Genomic DNA, 15,621 nt, shown 5'->3' with positions numbered 1-15,621 from the left:
TCGGGATCGCGTGCTGAACCGAAAGTTGGTTTCCAGTGGGCCCGCAACGTGAACCATGATCTCCGTTGCGCTCGCGGGCAAACCGAACGCCGGCAAGTCGACGTTCTATCAGGCGGCGACGATGGCAGACGTCGAGGTCGGCAACTACCCGTTTACGACGATCGACCCGAATCGCGGGGTGAGCTACGTCCGGACGCGGTGTCCCTGTCTCGACCGCGACCAGCGTTGCGACAGCGACAACTGCCGCGAGGGGAAACGCTACGTCCCCGTCGAACTGCTCGACGTGGCCGGGCTCGTCCCGGGGGCACACGAGGGGCGCGGCCTCGGCAACCAGTTTCTGGACGAGTTGACCGACGCCGACGTCATCCTGCACGTTGTCGACGCCTCGGGCGGAACTAACCCGGAGGGCGAACCCGTCGAGGTCGGTGAACACGACCCCGTCGAGGACGTCGATTTCATCGAACGCGAGATGGACCGCTGGCTCGCGTCGATCATCGACCGCAACTGGGAGTCGATCGAGCGCCAGTCCCGCTCGCCCGACTTCGACATCGACGAGTCGCTCGCGGAGATGCTCACGGGTGTCGGCGCGACGCCGACCGACATCGCCCGCGTGTTGCGGGAACTCTCCTATCCTGACGACCCGCGACAGTGGGACGCCGACCTGCGTCGTGAACTCGCGGCGTTGATACGCGAGCGAACGAAGCCAATCGTCGTCGTCGCGAACAAGGCCGACATCGCGCCCGAGGACAACATCGACCGCCTCCGCGAGGCCGCCGACGTCGTCGTGCCCGCGAGCGCGGAGGGCGAACTCGCCCTGCGCCGGGGTCACGAGGCCGGACTGGTCGAGTACGACCCCGGTGACGAGACGTTCACACTCGCCGACGACGCGAGCGAGGCCCAGCGCGAGGGACTCGAATCCGTCCGCGCAGTCATCGACGAGTGGGGCGGCACCGGCGTCCAGACTGCACTCGACCGGGCAGTTTACGACGTGCTCGACCGCATCACGGTCTACCCCGTCGAGAACGAAACGCGCTGGACGGACGGACAGGACCGGATGCTCCCGGACGCGCATCTCCTGCGGCGTGGTGCGACCCCGCCGGACCTCGCCTACGCCGTCCACTCGGATATCGGGGAGGGCTACATCCACGCCGTCGACGCCCGCGAGAACCGCCGTATCGGCGACGACCACGAACTCTCCGAGGGTGACGTGATCAAGATCGTTTCGAGCGCGTCCTGATGCTGTCGGCCGTCGGTGGTGAATTTTTTGTATGCCCCCATCGTCGATTCGAGTATGCGGGATGCGCTCGCCGAGTGGCGGCCGGTGATCGACGAGACGATAGCGGAGTTGCTCCCCCGGGTCATCGACGAGACGTATCTGTCCTCGTTTTTCGGTGCTCCGACCTATCAGTATCAGCCAGAGGCCATCCAGCAGGCGCTCGCAGACCCGATCTGGGAGTTGCTCGACCGGGGCGGGAAGCGCTGGCGCGCCGTGCTCTTTCTGGTCATCGTCGAGGGACTCGGCGAAGACCCTGAGGAGTACCTCGAATACGCGTGTATCCCCGAGATTTTGCACAACGGGACGATCATCGTCGACGACGTGGAAGACGAGGCCCGGAAGCGTCGCGGCGGCCCAGCGCTGCATCACGAACACGGTGACGACATCGCGCTCAACGCGGGCAACGCGATGTACTTCATCCCACTGAAGGTCATCGAGCAGAACCCGGGCGACCTGCACCCACAGCAGCAACTCGACATCTACGAGATGCTCACCCACGAACTCAACCGCACGCATCTCGGGCAGGGGATGGACATCTACTGGCACAACCAGCAGACGATCGCTGTCGACGAACAGCGCTACTACGAGATGTGTGCGTGCAAGACCGGCTGTCTCGCTCGCATCGTCGCGCGACTCGCCGCCATTGTCACCGACCAGTCTGACGCTGTCGAGGAGACGCTCGCCGACTACGCCGAGGAGATGTCTATCGCCTTCCAGATCGGTGATGACATCCTCGACATCGAGCACACGCTCGACCAGGCTGGCGATTTCGGCAAGGAGTTCGGCAACGACATTCGCGAGGGCAAGAAGACGTTGATGGTCATCTACACCGCCGAGCAGGCACCGCCGGAGCAGGTCACCCGCCTCGAGGAGATCCTGTGGGCACCTGAAAACACCGAGGCGGAGATTCTCGAAGCCATCGAAATCATGCAATCTGTCGATGCGGTCGAGTACGCCCGTGACCGTGCGATGGCACTCTCGGCGAGTGCCCGCGACCGGCTGAATTCGCTCGATATCGCTGACGAACAGGACCAGCAACTCCGCGATCTGACCCGATTCGTCGTCGAGCGCGACGTCTGAATCACCACGCGTCTGGCGCGAATCTCCCTAGAGTTCGAACGCGTCGAGACACGACTGGAGCGGTTTCTCCGTCCACCCCTCCGAGAGTTCGTATCCCACCAGGTCGCGCATGTCGACGGCGTAGGTGTTCTCGCCGTGGGCGACGGCGAGGATCCGCCCTTTGGTTCCCAGTACCGTTCCGGATCCGATCGTCTCCGAGACCGGCCGCTCGTCGAGGCTCACCTCGTAGTCGAAGCTGTATCTCGCGATAGGGTCGTGTTCGGCCAGCAGGGCCTCCCACGCATCTTCGTCGACAGTCTGATGGAGGCCATCGATCTTCGTCGAGACCTGCACTCGGTCCCCGATTTCTGTTGCAACCTCTGCTTCGATCTGGCGCGCTCGCTTCCCGTTTTCGACCGTTCGGATATGTGCTGCCCTGTCTGCCCCCTGCTCGCGCAGGCGGGTTTCGAGCCGCCAGGACCGGGTCACGCCGACTTTGAACGTATCGGGCGCAAACGCAGCGAGATACACCGCGTGTTCCTCCCTGCAACTGTCGAGTGGCAGGTCGCAGTCACCCGTACATCTGGCGCAGGCCCATCTGCCCCGGTGTGTCTCACAGTAGGGCGCGTCCGAGTGCTCACAGGGTGTGTGAGTGCCGTCGGTGACGCTTCCGGCACACCGACGCTCGCCCAGTCGGTACTGCAGGTCGCCGCCGGGAACCAGCAACTCTCGGGTGACCGTTCCCTCGTCTGCGATCAGCAAGTTCGCCCGGGGGCGTTCGTCCGTGACCGGTTCGTAGCCGACGACCTGCATGCGTGGACTACTCTGGGGCTCCCATCCAAATACCGCTTGCGGCTGGTGACACTGCCCGAACGCATCTCCAAAACATCTTTTTTCACTCGTGTGGATCTATAGCTATGTCCGACGGGCCTCGCTCGCTCAGTCGACGGACGTATCTCGCTGCGGTGGCGGCGCTGACGACTTCGGTCGCTGGCTGCTCGGACACGTCCGTCGACGATCCGCCCGAGAGCGGGACTGACCGGCCGCCACTCGGCGGTGCTGCCTCCATTATCTCTGACGACGCTGAATCGTCGGAGCGTGACCCGGGAACCGCGACCGAAGTGGCGAATGCGCTCGTGGAGACGATGGCTGCGGGCGACTTCGAGGCTGCATACGACTCCTTCGCAGACAGTGTCCGAAGTCAGATCTCTCCGGGTTCCATCGAGATGATCTGGTTTGGATACACAGCGGTCGGCGGTCCCTACGTGGAGACGGTTACCGCGGAGGCATCGGGACTGGGGACGGTCGACATGACGCTCGCGTTCGAGGCGGGCGAACATTCCATGCGCGTCTCGACGAACGACCAGGGGGACGTGAGGGGGGTGTTCATCTCGGACGATTACGAATCGCCCGAGTACGTCGACGAGGCTGCCTTCGAGAGCCAGACGGCACAACTCGAAACACCGGGCTGCGGCATGGGTGCGACCGTTACGAAACCCGCGACATCCAACGACGTACCCGGTGCCGTCATCGTCCACGGGAGCGATCCACAGGGGATCGCAGACCGGAACCTCGACGTCGGTGGCACGCAGATGTATCGCGACATCGGCGAGGGACTCGCGTCCCGAGGGATCGCCACGTTTCGGTACGACCGCCGAACGTACGCCTGTTCGAACTCGGTTACGCCTGCGGAGTACACCATCGACGCCGTCTCCGTCGACGACGCGCTGGCGGCGATCGAACGCTTCCGACGTGTCGACGGCGTCGACCCCGACCGGATCTACGTCGTCGGTCACAGCCTCGGGGCGATGGCCGCACCGCGAATTGCACGCCGCGACGGTCGACTCGCAGGATTCGTCGCACTCGCGAGTCCCGCGCGCCCGTTCAAGGAACTGACCCTCGACCAGTTGCACCACCAGGCGACGGTCGGTGAGTACGAGAACGAACAGATCATGCAGCAGTACGAACTGTGGCGCGACCGACTCGAACAGATTCAGGCGGGCGAGTACGTCCCGGAACAGACCTACGTCGGCTACCCCGGCGCGCTCTGGAACAGCCTCGCCGCGTACCAGCATATCGAGACCGCACGCGAACTCGACGTTCCCATGTTCTTTCTCCAGGGCAGTCGCGACTTCCGGGTCACCATCGAGGACGATTTCCCGATCCTTCGGGACGAACTCGGTGAGAAACCGGACGCCGCGTTCGCGGCCTACGAGGAGCTCAACCACGGCTTTTTCCCCGGTGAGGGGCCGTCGGTCCCACAGGAGACCATCGTCAGAAACAACGTCGACCCCGCAGTGATCGCCGATATCGCGTCGTGGATCGCCGGTGAGCGGTCCCAGTTCCAGCAGCGCGTCCAGGCTCACTCCGAGCGGCGCGGACAGACACAATCCCGGCACGTGTCACGGTCTCAGCAAAACGCACTGACGCGTTCCCAGCAGACCCGTCAAGAAGCGCCTCACAACGGCTATCCGGTGATCATATAGTCTCGTCGAACAGTTCCCACGTCGCCTCTACTCGTCGAGCAGTTCTCGTGTCGCCTGACGGATCGCGTCGTCGCTTTCGAGTGACGGCTCCCAGCCGAGACCAGCCAGTTTGTCGATGTCCAGACGCATCTTCGGAACGTCACCGCTCCAGCCACGCCTGCCGCCCTCGTACTCGTAGGTCGGGTCCAGCCCCATCTCTTCGCTGACGATGTCCGCAATCTGTGTGACCGAGGTCGTCGTCCGCGTTCCGAGGTTGTAGACGTTGAACGGGTCGTCGGCGGACCCGATGACCGTCTCCATCGCGTCGAGACAGTCCTCGATGTGCATGTACGACTTTTGCTGACGGCCGTCGCCGAGAATGTAGAGTCGGGCAGAGTCCTCACGGAGTTTGTCGATGAAGTCCGGAACGACCGCGCCTTCCAGTCGCGGGCCAACGATGTTCGCGAAGCGAAACACCCACGACCGGATCCCGTGGCTGTGCGCGTACGTCGAGATCAGCCCTTCGTCGGTGAGCTTGCTCACGCCGTAGGGGCTGATCGGTTCCAGCGGGCCGTGGGTTTCCGGCGTCGGTCGCGGCGCTTCCCCGTACACCGTCGAGGAGGAGGTGTACGCGAGTCGGTCGACGCCGACGGCGTCCATCCGTTCGAGGATGTTGTAGGTCATCTCGACGTTCTCGGTGAACTGCGTTCGTGGCGTGTCGGTGTTGACGGCCTTCGAGGCGGCCAGATGGACGACCAGATCGACCTCCTCGGTGATTGCCTCCCGGACCGTCTCGGGGTCGGTCAGGTCTCCCTCCTGTACCCGAACCTCGCTCGGAACCCACGCCCTGGTTCCCGACGAGTAGTCGTCGACGACACTGACGTCGTTGTCCCCGACCAGTCGCGCGACGAGATGCGACCCGACGAACCCAGCGCCGCCGGTGACCACGACTCGCTTGCCACGAAGTTCCATATCTACACGTCATCCAGCGATACAATGTGCCTTCCGGTTTCAAAACGCGTGGCAATCGGAGCTCTAGATGCCCTCCGTGACGCCGCGGTCGTCCGCCGTGCTCCGCCCCGTGGACTTGAACGCGAAGTTCCAGTTCACGTCTCGCACGTCTATCGCCTCGTCGACCTCCCTGCGCTTTGCTTCGACGCGCTGTTTGAGTTGCTCGTACTCGTCACTTCCAGCGAGTTGTGCCGTCGGCGTGTCCTCCTCGATTGCGGCCAGCTTCGAACTCAGCCGGAAGTACTCCGAGAGTGCTGTCTGGTACTGTCGCTGTGTGCGATACTCCTCGACGAGTCCGACCAGATCCGATTCCCCGAGCGGCTTTTTGAGATAGCAGTCGATCGGATAGTCGACGATGTCGAAGTCGGCTGGCAGCGAACTCACCATCGCGATGTGACAGTCGTACCCCCGTTCGTGGATCTCTATCGCGACGTCACGACCCCCCGGTCCGGGCATGTCCCGGTCGAGCAAGACCAGGTCGACGCCGTCGTCGATCCGTCCGAGCGCCGCCTGTCCCCCATCCGCGGTTTCGATCTCGTGGTCCCCGAGCCAGACCGCGTACAGTTTCCGGAGGTCGTCGTTGTCGTCGACGATGAGGATCCGGAGCGAATCCACCATCTACCTGCAGTCAGGACGCGACCCATAAATAAGTGCACCCGATTTTTTCAGACGCTGTAACTACTGCGCTCTCAGATTGGCGGCGGCCTCGCCTCGACGGCTCTAAAGGTAGCCTTCCGTGAGCAGGAGTTCCCCGTTCAGCACCGACGCGCCCGCTGCGCCTCGCATCGTGTTGTGTGCGAGGCAGTTGAACTGCAGTCCGCCCTCGGTCTCCTGTAGTCCGCCGACGGCGATGGCCATCCCGTTGTCCCGGTCGCGGTCGAGCCGCGGCTGCGGGCGGTCTGGCTCCTCGAAGACGTGGATGAGCCGGTCGGGTGAACTCGGCAGGTCCGCCCCGGAGTACGCCCGACACGCCTCCTTCGCGTCGGCCACTGTCGCGTCCGCCTCGGTGTCTGTCCAGACGTTTTCGAGGTGACCGTCCAGCGTCGGGATGCGGTTACAGGAGGCGTAGACGCGGGCGTCGTGCCAACTCACTTCTGCGCCGTCGAACGCGCCGAGCAGCTTTCGGGATTCCGTCTCCATCTTTTTCTCCTCGCCACCGATGTGCGGGATGGCGTTGTCGATGATCTCCATCGAGGTGACGCCGGAGTAGCCAGCGCCGGAGACGGCCTGCAGCGTCGAAACTGTGACCGCTTCCAGCCCGAACGCCTCGTCGAGGGCGGCGAGCGGCGGGACCATCGTGATCGTCGAGCAGTTCGGGTTCTTCACGAGCGCGCCGTCCCAGCCGCGTTCGTCACGCTGGACCTCGAGAAGGCCGATGTGGTCGGCGTTGACCTCTGGGATGGTCAGTGGAACGTCTGGGTCTGTCCGACCGTTCGAGGAGTTCGAGGAGACGACGTAGCCCGCCTCACAGAAGTCGGGTTCGACCGCCTCGCCCACCGAGGAGGGGAGCGACGAGAAGACGATGTCCACGTCGTCGGGCATCGCGTCCGGGTCGGTCTCTGTGACGGTCATCTCCGCAATATCTTCGGGGATCGGCATCGAGATGCGCCACTTGGCCGCCTCCCGATAGGTGTCGCCCGCGCTCGCGTCGCTTGCGGTCAGCGCGGTAATCTCGAAGTCCGGATGTGGGTCGAGGAACTGAATGAGTCGCTGTCCCACCGCCCCCGTTGCGCCGATGATGCCTGCGTTTACTGTCATACCCGGGGGTAGGGAGATGGGTGGGCAAAACAGTTTGGAAACGGCTCGCACAGTCGTCGCTTGGTCGGGCGGCCTATCGGCTGACTTCGAAGGCAACAGTTACGGAGTCGCGGCCCGCCCGTTCTCGTATGACGGAGTTTTCAGCCCGCGTCGAACAGGTGTCGATAAGCGGCATCCGCGAGGTGTTCGAGGCCGCAGGCGAGGATGCGATCAATCTCGGTCTCGGCCAACCGGACTTTCCTGCCCCGGACCACGCCCGCGAGGCGGCCGTCGATGCCATCCGCGAGGGCAAGGCCGACGGCTACACCTCGAACAAGGGGACACGCTCGCTTCGCGAGGCCATCGCCGAAAAGCACGCACGGGACAACGACCTCGACGTCGACCCGGAGAACGTCATCGCGACCGCTGGCGGCAGCGAGGCGCTGCACATCGCGCTCGAAGCCCACGTCGACCCCGGCGAGGAGGTCATCTTCCCCGACCCCGGGTTCGTCTCCTACGAGGCGCTGACACACCTGGCCAGTGGCACGCCCCGTCCCGTCGCGCTCCGGGACGACCTGACGCTCTCGCCGTCGGCCGTCGAAGAAGCGATCACCGAGAACACGGCGGCGTTTGTCGTCAACAGCCCCGCAAACCCAACGGGTGCGGTGCAGTCGCCGGAGGACATGCGTGAGTTCGCCCGGATCGCCGAGGAACACGATGTGGTCTGTCTCTCCGACGAGGTGTACGAACACCAGGTCTTCGAGGGCGAACACCGCTCACCCGCGGAGTTCACCGCACGCGAGAACGTCATCGTGGTCAACGCCTGCTCGAAGGCCTACTCGATGACTGGGTGGCGACTCGGCTGGGTCGTCGCGAGCAACGACCGCATCGAACGCATGCTTCGCGTCCACCAGTACGCACAGGCCTGTGCGAGCGCACCGGCCCAGTACGCCGCCGAGGCCGCACTCACGGGCACGCAGGAACCAGTCAGAGAGATGCGCGAGGCATTCCGCGAGCGCCGGGACGTGCTCCTCTCTGGACTTGAGGAGATGGGTCTGTCCTGTCCGACACCGAAGGGGGCCTTCTACGCGATGCCCGAAGTGCCCGATGGCTGGGCCGAGGAGGTCATCGACCGCGGCGTGGTGGTCGTCCCCGGCGAGGCCTTCGGCGAGAACGGGAAGGGGTACGCGCGACTCTCGTATGCGACCGACATCGAGACGCTCGAAACGGCCATCGACATCATGGCCGAGGCGACCGAGGCAGTGCGATAGACGCAGTTCGAGCAGCGACAGACCGATACTCTCTCGGTCCTACGAGACGGTATGGACCGACTCGCCGCACGGCACGTCCCGATGTACGCGACCGATTCGGAGCGAACACGGATCTGGGACAGGTGTGTCGACAGCGAACTCCCGGTCGTTGTTATCCGGAACGGACGCCGTGGATACATCGTCCGTTACGACCTGCAGCATCTCGACGTGGAACTCGACAGAGAGACGCTTCGGGCGGTTCGCGAGCGAACGCGGCAGTACCGGTCGGAGCCAAACCAGGCTGACCCGATCTCCGAGACAGAACACATCGGCGGCGAGGCCGGTTCTGTCTCGGGCGACCTGCACACAGAGACCGAATCGTCTGCCCGCACGCTCGCATCCCGGCTCTCCGGGCTCCTCTTCGATCAGGACAACTGGAGCGCTCGCTGACTACCAGTGACAACCCATTTTGCGCCGCGGGCCGACGTTCTCCTATGGGATACGCGTGTCCGGTCTGTGAGGACCCACAGGCAGACGACATCCACCTCGCGAATCACCTCGCCTTCACCGCCCTCGCCCGCGGCGGCGACCACGAGGCGTGGCTCGACGAACACGTCCCGGAGTGGGAACAGTACGACGACGAGGGGCTTGCCGCGACGGTGACTGAACTCGCCGAGGAGATGGAGTATCCGCAGGTCTTCGAGGACACAACTGGCGGTCATGGACACGACCACGCACACGATTCGAGCCATCAGCAGGGCGGGCAGGGCACACGCACGCAGATGGACCTGTCCGGGATGGGCGTCGATTCGAGCGACATGCTCGACGAGGACGCGCGCGAGGCGCTCGCGGAGGCCCGTGAGATGACGCGCAAGCGCCGCGAGGGTGGCGACGACAACGCAAAAGCGTCCGACAACTCCGAAACCGAGTAGTCGGTCCGACTCGACTATCCGGATATGGACACAGAGGGAGTGTTCGCACCCGAGACGGCGGCTGCGGCACACGAGCGCTTCCAGTCGTTCGAGTCCGCCGCGAATACGGCACTCAGAACGCTGGGGCGCGAACTCGGCATGGGCACCGACGAGTACACCGAGCGCATGACGGAGGACGTTCGTCTGGCGACACAGGAGGCGATGTTCGCCTCGCTTCTGGAGGTTCACGTCGGAACGCGAAGCGAGTACGAGATGTGGCTCGACGACCATGAGTTCGAGGCCGTCGAGGTCGGAACCGAGTCCGTCGACAACGTGGTCTGGCACGCCCCGCCGTTTGCCGAGAGGGCGATCGCCGCGACGTTCCAGAGCGAGCGCGAGGCGGCGGTCGGAACGCTCCGCACACAGGCGTTCGGTCGCCTCTATCGCGACGTCGTCTCCGCGACACCAGACGCGAGCGAGGACACTGATGACTGATTCATCGCCGCAGGCCCCACCAGAGGGCTGGACGCTGATCGAGTCGGTCACCGAGTACGAGACTGGCTGGTACGAGGGCGGCTACGACCTGCTCGAACAGCCCGACGGAACGGAAAAGCGCTACTACTGGGCGGCACTCCAGCCAGCCGTTATCATCGTCGCGGTTGCAGACGGACAGTTACTCATGGTCGAGCAGTACCGACCGGCCATCCGCGAGGAGTGTCTGGAACTGCCCGCCGGACTGGTCGAGGACGGGGAGTCCTACACCGCCGCTGGCGCGCGCGAACTCCGCGAGGAGACTGGGTTCGACCCCGCGGGCGTCTCGCTGCTCGAAACCTTCTGGTGTGCGACTGGCGTGCTCCGTCACCGTCGCGGGGTGGTCTACGCCGAGGGGCTCGAACCGACCGAAATCGAGCGCGACAGCAACGAATTTCTCTCGATCCGCTCGGTTCCGGTCGAGGACGCCCTCTCGATTGCCCGCGAGGAACCCGTCAACGACGCGACCCTCGAAGGGCTGTTGCTCGCGGAGACCGAGGGGCTGTTGTAGCCGCGCGCCCCGTCCGCAGAATCGCAAACTGGCCGGGCAGTCGTCAGTCGTTTATACGTTCATCCCGCATCGGAACACATGGACGGCGAGATCAGACCGCCGGAACTCGAAGCGACACTCGACACCGACGACCAGCCACTGGTGGTCGACATCCGACAGCCGAGCGCGTTCGCACAGGGACACATCCCCGGCAGTGTGAACATTCCGTTCCCCAGACTCCCACAGCAGGTCGACCGCGTCGAAGGTGCAGACCACGTCGTCACGGTCTGTCCCCACGGCGAGGCGAGCATCCGGGCGGCGCGACTCATCACTGCCTTCGAAGGATTCGATGGGACAGTCGAGAGTCTCGAAACCGGAATCACTGGCTGGGAGGGACCGCTCGACCGCGACGCTGACGAGACAGAGCAGTCATCGGACGCGCCCTTCTAGAAGGTTGGTGGCTCGGTAGTCGGTATCGTCACACGGGGCTCGGTGGGGGTAACTGTTCGTCATCGCCACCGACCGGCGATAGGTCTCGCTCGCTCAAAAACCCACGGACAGCCGTCTCACTGCGAGTGAGACTCGTCAGGTAGCACGTGCAACCCGGCGCGGCTTTTCAGCACCCGAACCGTCTCGGCGTCGGGGTCGAGATACGACGGGCGAGCCACAGTCTTCGACTCGTAGGTCTCCGGGTCGAGCACCTGCACTGCGTGCTCGTCTTCGACGGTAACGAGCGTCGTTTCCTGCCCTTCCGCTGTATCCCCGAGTCGCCGCGCGTCGGGGGCGTCGCCGTCCTCGTACTGGGCTTCGTACGCGTCGCCGGTCGTCAGGCGCGTCCCCTTGAGATTCCCGCGCGCCGATTTGACGAGCACCGGTCCGTCGCCGTCCTCGGGGTCGATGACCTCGCCCGGACGATACGGCGGGAGATGGACAGCGTAGGTCACGCGATAGACCTCGTTGCCGTCCGAGTCCTCCGTGACCAGCGTCTCGTAATCGCTGTAGCTGCCGCCGAACTCGGTGACGATCTGTCTGGCGATCTGCTCACCGAGCCGATTCGTCGAGACCCGGATGTCGATGCCGCCCTCGACGTCGTCGATGGCCGTGACGAAGGCCTCGCGGTCGCCGCTGTCTTCCAGGTCCGCGACGCGTTCGTGTGCGATCGACTCGGCGCGCTCGCGCTCGTCTTCTGCAGGATCACGGTCCCGGGCCCGGAGTTGGATGATACTCGCGTAGGACCCACCAGCGATACGACCACATCGTGTGCAGGTCTCGCGACCGATCTTGACCGGCACGACCACCTCCTCTGCGAGCGGCGTCTCGCGCAACACGCCGGAGAACTGGCAGTGCATCCGGATGGTGGTCTCGTCGACCTGTTCGGGGCTGACCTGCCAGGAGACGCTGCTCGCGTCGACGTGGACGCCGAGTCGCTCGCTCACCTCCTCGATTGCGATGTCCGTATAATCGTCTGCGCCGACGTCGACCCACTGATTCCCTCGATGGACTGCGCCACACTGCGCGCACACCCGAATCTCGATCCGGTCGGGTGCGTCGACCAGATCGTACTCGTCGATGTAGCAGGGGGCACAGAGCCGCTCGTCTTCGGTTGCCGAACCCCCGACCGGTCCCTCGATAGGATCGCCACAGCGGGGACAGAACTCGCCTGACCGACTCATTACCTGGCTGTAGGCGGTTCGACCTTGTAAGCACGACGTTCTGCGGGCGTCTGCCAGGTCAAACCGACGATATCGGCTATCTACCGCGGCAGGTCGTCCGCGGCGTCGAGACTGTCCGTCGAGAGCGCGTCGGTCAGTGCCGACTCAGTCTGTTCGAGTCGCTCGCGCATCTCTGATCTCTGCGAGCGCGCAGTCTCCACGGGATCCGGAAGCTGATCGCTTTCGGCCATCTTCGAGCGTTCGCTGTCGGAGAAAAACGCCTCGCTCGTGAGCGTATCCACCCGGTCTTGCAGGTCGCGGATCTCCTCTCTGCGCTCGCGCAGCGTCGCTTTCTCCCGCGTCGAAATCGGCGCTATCTGATCGATCCCATCCGGGTCGTACACCTCGACGAGTTGGTTGAACTTCTGAATGTGTCGGTTGCTCCGGCTTTCCATCCCTGTCGAAGCAACTGTGCGATAGCTGTTCAAGGTTTGGTCGACTGTCGCAACCGTTACATTGATAGTCAGTACCACCCAAGCATGTGTGTGGTACACAATGTCGATGGGAGCCTATGACGAAGCGGAGCACGAGCGCCGCGAACGCAAAAACAGCGAAGTCGACGCCAGCTTCGACGACGACCGTACTGACTACGAGGGAGATATTCAGTACGAAGGCGGCGACTCGACCGAGCAGCTCCTCGAACAGTTTCAGGAGATCCAGTCGAACTAGTGGTCGGCTTTTGATTGCCTGACCGCGAGCATCGTCACGGACAGTCCCGTCACGGCAGTCACCGCGATGACGTGGCCGACGACAGCACCCAACAGCACCGGCTGGTCGAGCAGAAAGGGGACGAAGGCGAGCTGGAGCAGTCCGAACGCCGCCGTTTCGAGGTCGAGCTGGCGAAACTGCCCAGCCGTCGCCGGGTCGAACGGATAGCGAACCGAGCGCCACAGTCCAGCGACGCTCGTCCACCAGCCCGCACCGATCCGATAACAGACGTCCCACAGAATCAACAGGGTGAGATAGACGACCGGAACCGGGGGATCCGGTCCGAACAGTGATTCGAGCAGGGGCTGTTCGGCCCCCTGGTCGACGACGAAGATGTACGTGATAAGCGCGATGAACGCAAATATCGATAGCACCACCTCGATGTTCGACCCAAAGAGTAGCCGTCGGTAGGGTTCGGGAGCCTCCGACCGCCGAATCTGACCGGCGATCCGGACCAGTTCTGCACTTCCTGCCGTCGCAACGAGAACGGCTACGGTTCCAGCGACCGCTGCCGTCCAGAGACCGTACCACCACGCGAGTATCAGTATTGCTCCTTCGAAGGCAACAAACTGGACGAGCAGCGCGGTTCGCGTCGACAGACTCAGGCCGGGAAGCGCACCCACGATCCCCTCGTACACCCACGTCTCGCCGTACTCGGGGTCGCTCATTCGGCCGCTGCCCCCGAGTCAGCGAGCGCCCGCTCGACCGCCTGATCGAACGGCGTCAGTGTCACGTCGACGTGGTCGGTGATGCTGTCGTCGGTGACGACGACCGGGTTCTTGAGACCGTCGATAAGCGGTCGTGCGACGCTCGGATCTGCGTCCGTGACCAGTCCGACCCAGTACGAGGACAGCCGGGGCGTCAACACCGGGACCGGGACGATGAGCGGACGGCGGATCCCCATCGCTTCGGCGGTTCGGCGAAGCATCGTCTCGTAGGTTAGCACCTCCGGACCTCCGATTTCGTAGGTGTTGCCCGCCGTTTCGGGCGTTTCGATGACAGCGACGAGATATTCGATAACGTCGGCAATAGCGATCGGTTGACACTCGTTGCGAACCCAGCGGGGCGTGACCATCACCGGTAGACGCTTGACCATCTGCTGGATCATCCGAAAGCTGGCAGACCCGTCTCCGACGATGATCGCAGCCCGAAGCGTCGTGAGGTCGTAGGACCCCTCCGAGAGAATCTGTTCGACTTCGCGACGCGACCGGAGATGGGCCGAGAGTTCGTCGCCCGTCTCGCCGAGACCGCCGAGATAGACGGCCCGGTCGACGCCCGCCGCGCTCGCCTGCTCGGCGAAGTTGCGCGCCGCCAGTCTGTCGCGTTGCTCGAAGTCCTTGCCTGCACCCATCGAGTGGACCAGATAGTACGCCGCGTCGATTCCTTCGAAGGCACCGCCGAGACTCTCGTACTCCAGCAGGTCACCCTCGACCACTTCGACGCCGTTGGGCGGGTCGTACCGGGAGGCATCACGAACCAGTGCCCGAACGGTGTGACCAGCTGTCAGGAGTGCCGGGACGAGGCGACCGCCAACGAACCCAGTCGCGCCCGTGACGAGAACGTGCATATGTTCTCTTGGGTCGGAACTGGCTTAATCCCCTGTCCTTACCCTGATGGCAGTCGGAGGGATTTTGCTCGCGCAGGCCTCACTACCGGTATGGCCAGAGCGTGTGACGGCTGTGGCGACCCGGTGAACATCGGCGGCGGTATCGGCGACTTCTGGTCGTTGACGAGCGAGCAGACCGGCGGGATGACCCTCGAACTCGTCGACGGCTCCGAGCACTTTCTCTGTCGGGACTGCATCGGACGCCTCCCGGACGATAGCGACGTGACTGCCGAAGATATCGACGATCTGTGATAGTCCCACACTCCGGAAACCGAGACAGGATTCTACTCTTCGAATGTCTGCCGTCCACTGAGAAATATTATTCTCTGGGGTGTTCGGTGTCGGAGAGTATTGTTACGTTTAGTTATATGTATGACGCACCGATCCGGAGCAAGAACTTCGCGTCACGTGGTTACTCTTACGTACGTCTTACTACTGTCACACACAATTATTTACCGATAGACAGACTTTGGTAGTGTATGTCACACGATAGCTACGAACCGACGGGTAAGCCACCGACAGAACTGAACGACGGTTCAACAGCTATCCTGCTTCATCCGGCGATAGATCGGATCTTCGATCAGCTATCGACACGTCGCCGCCGCTTGATCCTCCTGTCACTGAAACAGGAAGACGTCAGGACAGAGACTGACCTGATGATCCGGGGAAAGAGTGATGACACAACAGCCGAAGTAGAGCTGGTACACAACCACTTGCCAAAATTAGAGGACGCGGGGTACATCAAGTGGAATCGAGAGACTGGGGAGATATCCAAAGGGCCAAACTTCGACGAGATCGAACCGCTCCTCGAACTGATCGAGAATCACGTCGACGAACTCCCACCAGACTGGCCGTAGAACAACTG

At 63.5% G+C, this 15,621-nt stretch carries 20 protein-coding genes; 12 read left to right on the top strand and 8 right to left on the bottom strand.

Annotation, left to right across the window (positions count from 1 at the left end):
* Positions 1-55: 55 nt before the first annotated feature.
* Positions 56-1,237: a redox-regulated ATPase YchF gene (locus ACMGFL_RS11605; RefSeq protein WP_436935698.1), complete on the top strand. Its 1,182-nt coding sequence runs from the start codon at positions 56-58 to the stop codon at positions 1,235-1,237.
* Positions 1,238-1,291: 54 nt separating this feature from the next.
* Positions 1,292-2,356 carry a polyprenyl synthetase family protein gene (locus tag ACMGFL_RS11600; RefSeq protein WP_436935697.1) on the top strand — a complete coding sequence of 355 codons (1,065 nt, stop codon included), beginning with the start codon at positions 1,292-1,294 and terminating at the stop codon, positions 2,354-2,356.
* A 27-nt stretch (positions 2,357-2,383) separates the two neighbouring features.
* Here the strand turns inward: ACMGFL_RS11600 and ACMGFL_RS11595 are convergent, their stop codons facing one another.
* The gene (locus tag ACMGFL_RS11595; protein ID WP_436935696.1) at positions 2,384-3,148 is read right to left on the bottom strand and encodes a DUF2797 domain-containing protein; all 765 of its coding nucleotides are present in this window, start codon (positions 3,146-3,148) and stop codon (positions 2,384-2,386) included.
* A gap of 104 nt (positions 3,149-3,252) precedes the next feature.
* On the opposite strand from ACMGFL_RS11595, the gene ACMGFL_RS11590 reads away from it, so the two are divergent.
* Positions 3,253-4,821, top strand: coding sequence for an alpha/beta hydrolase (locus ACMGFL_RS11590; protein WP_436935695.1), 1,569 nt, complete (start codon positions 3,253-3,255; stop codon positions 4,819-4,821).
* A gap of 27 nt (positions 4,822-4,848) precedes the next feature.
* Here the strand turns inward: ACMGFL_RS11590 and ACMGFL_RS11585 are convergent, their stop codons facing one another.
* The 3 genes from ACMGFL_RS11585 to asd all read right to left on the bottom strand — a co-directional run bounded on the left by ACMGFL_RS11585 (position 4,849) and on the right by asd (position 7,569).
* Complete coding sequence (locus tag ACMGFL_RS11585; RefSeq protein WP_436935694.1) at positions 4,849-5,772, bottom strand: NAD-dependent epimerase/dehydratase family protein; 924 nt, start codon at positions 5,770-5,772, stop codon at positions 4,849-4,851.
* Positions 5,773-5,835: 63 nt separating this feature from the next.
* Positions 5,836-6,429 carry a HalX domain-containing protein gene (locus tag ACMGFL_RS11580; protein ID WP_436935693.1) on the bottom strand — a complete coding sequence of 198 codons (594 nt, stop codon included), beginning with the start codon at positions 6,427-6,429 and terminating at the stop codon, positions 5,836-5,838.
* A gap of 102 nt (positions 6,430-6,531) precedes the next feature.
* On the bottom strand, positions 6,532-7,569 hold the full coding sequence (asd, locus tag ACMGFL_RS11575; protein WP_436935692.1) for an aspartate-semialdehyde dehydrogenase: 1,038 nt from the start codon (positions 7,567-7,569) through the stop codon (positions 6,532-6,534).
* 128 nt (positions 7,570-7,697) lie between these two features.
* Here asd and ACMGFL_RS11570 point away from each other — a divergent pair, with 128 nt between their 5' ends.
* The 6 genes from ACMGFL_RS11570 to ACMGFL_RS11545 all read left to right on the top strand — a co-directional run bounded on the left by ACMGFL_RS11570 (position 7,698) and on the right by ACMGFL_RS11545 (position 11,180).
* Complete coding sequence (locus ACMGFL_RS11570) at positions 7,698-8,819, top strand: pyridoxal phosphate-dependent aminotransferase (RefSeq protein ID WP_436935691.1); 1,122 nt, start codon at positions 7,698-7,700, stop codon at positions 8,817-8,819.
* A 51-nt stretch (positions 8,820-8,870) separates the two neighbouring features.
* Positions 8,871-9,248, top strand: coding sequence for a hypothetical protein (locus tag ACMGFL_RS11565; RefSeq protein ID WP_436935690.1), 378 nt, complete (start codon positions 8,871-8,873; stop codon positions 9,246-9,248).
* Positions 9,249-9,292: 44 nt separating this feature from the next.
* Positions 9,293-9,730, top strand: a complete 438-nt coding sequence (locus tag ACMGFL_RS11560) for a DUF5810 domain-containing protein (protein ID WP_436935689.1) — start codon at positions 9,293-9,295, stop codon at positions 9,728-9,730.
* 24 nt (positions 9,731-9,754) lie between these two features.
* Positions 9,755-10,204: a DUF5809 family protein gene (locus ACMGFL_RS11555; protein WP_436935688.1), complete on the top strand. Its 450-nt coding sequence runs from the start codon at positions 9,755-9,757 to the stop codon at positions 10,202-10,204.
* A complete protein-coding gene (locus ACMGFL_RS11550; protein ID WP_436935687.1) occupies positions 10,197-10,751 on the top strand; it encodes an NUDIX hydrolase in 555 nt (184 codons plus the stop codon). The genes ACMGFL_RS11555 and ACMGFL_RS11550 overlap by 8 nt, the downstream gene beginning before the upstream one ends.
* Before the next feature lie 78 nt (positions 10,752-10,829).
* The gene (locus tag ACMGFL_RS11545; protein ID WP_436935686.1) at positions 10,830-11,180 is read left to right on the top strand and encodes a rhodanese-like domain-containing protein; all 351 of its coding nucleotides are present in this window, start codon (positions 10,830-10,832) and stop codon (positions 11,178-11,180) included.
* 116 nt (positions 11,181-11,296) lie between these two features.
* On the opposite strand, the gene ACMGFL_RS11540 is transcribed toward ACMGFL_RS11545, so the two are convergent.
* Together ACMGFL_RS11540 and ACMGFL_RS11535 are read right to left on the bottom strand one after the other, a co-directional pair.
* Positions 11,297-12,403: a 60S ribosomal export protein NMD3 gene (locus ACMGFL_RS11540; protein ID WP_436935685.1), complete on the bottom strand. Its 1,107-nt coding sequence runs from the start codon at positions 12,401-12,403 to the stop codon at positions 11,297-11,299.
* Positions 12,404-12,483: 80 nt separating this feature from the next.
* Positions 12,484-12,837, bottom strand: coding sequence for a hypothetical protein (locus ACMGFL_RS11535; protein WP_436935684.1), 354 nt, complete (start codon positions 12,835-12,837; stop codon positions 12,484-12,486).
* Positions 12,838-12,937: 100 nt separating this feature from the next.
* On the opposite strand from ACMGFL_RS11535, the gene ACMGFL_RS11530 reads away from it, so the two are divergent.
* Positions 12,938-13,111, top strand: a complete 174-nt coding sequence (locus ACMGFL_RS11530) for a DUF5786 family protein (RefSeq protein WP_436936447.1) — start codon at positions 12,938-12,940, stop codon at positions 13,109-13,111.
* On the opposite strand, the gene ACMGFL_RS11525 is transcribed toward ACMGFL_RS11530, so the two are convergent.
* On the bottom strand, positions 13,108-13,818 hold the full coding sequence (locus ACMGFL_RS11525) for a DUF7530 family protein (protein WP_436935683.1): 711 nt from the start codon (positions 13,816-13,818) through the stop codon (positions 13,108-13,110). The genes ACMGFL_RS11530 and ACMGFL_RS11525 overlap by 4 nt on opposite strands.
* On the bottom strand, positions 13,815-14,717 hold the full coding sequence (locus tag ACMGFL_RS11520) for an NAD(P)H-binding protein (RefSeq protein WP_436935682.1): 903 nt from the start codon (positions 14,715-14,717) through the stop codon (positions 13,815-13,817). Before ACMGFL_RS11520 ends, ACMGFL_RS11525 begins: the two co-directional genes overlap by 4 nt.
* A gap of 90 nt (positions 14,718-14,807) precedes the next feature.
* Between ACMGFL_RS11520 and ACMGFL_RS11515 the strand changes: the two genes are divergently transcribed.
* Together ACMGFL_RS11515 and ACMGFL_RS11510 are read left to right on the top strand one after the other, a co-directional pair.
* Positions 14,808-15,008 carry a DUF7561 family protein gene (locus ACMGFL_RS11515; RefSeq protein WP_436935681.1) on the top strand — a complete coding sequence of 67 codons (201 nt, stop codon included), beginning with the start codon at positions 14,808-14,810 and terminating at the stop codon, positions 15,006-15,008.
* 227 nt (positions 15,009-15,235) lie between these two features.
* Positions 15,236-15,613, top strand: a complete 378-nt coding sequence (locus ACMGFL_RS11510; protein ID WP_436935680.1) for a DUF7344 domain-containing protein — start codon at positions 15,236-15,238, stop codon at positions 15,611-15,613.
* Positions 15,614-15,621 lie beyond the last annotated feature (8 nt).

Source organism: Halovenus marina (assembly GCF_051414115.1).
GTDB lineage: Archaea > Halobacteriota > Halobacteria > Halobacteriales > Haloarculaceae > Halovenus > Halovenus marina.
This window is presented reverse-complemented; position numbering and strand designations above follow the sequence as displayed.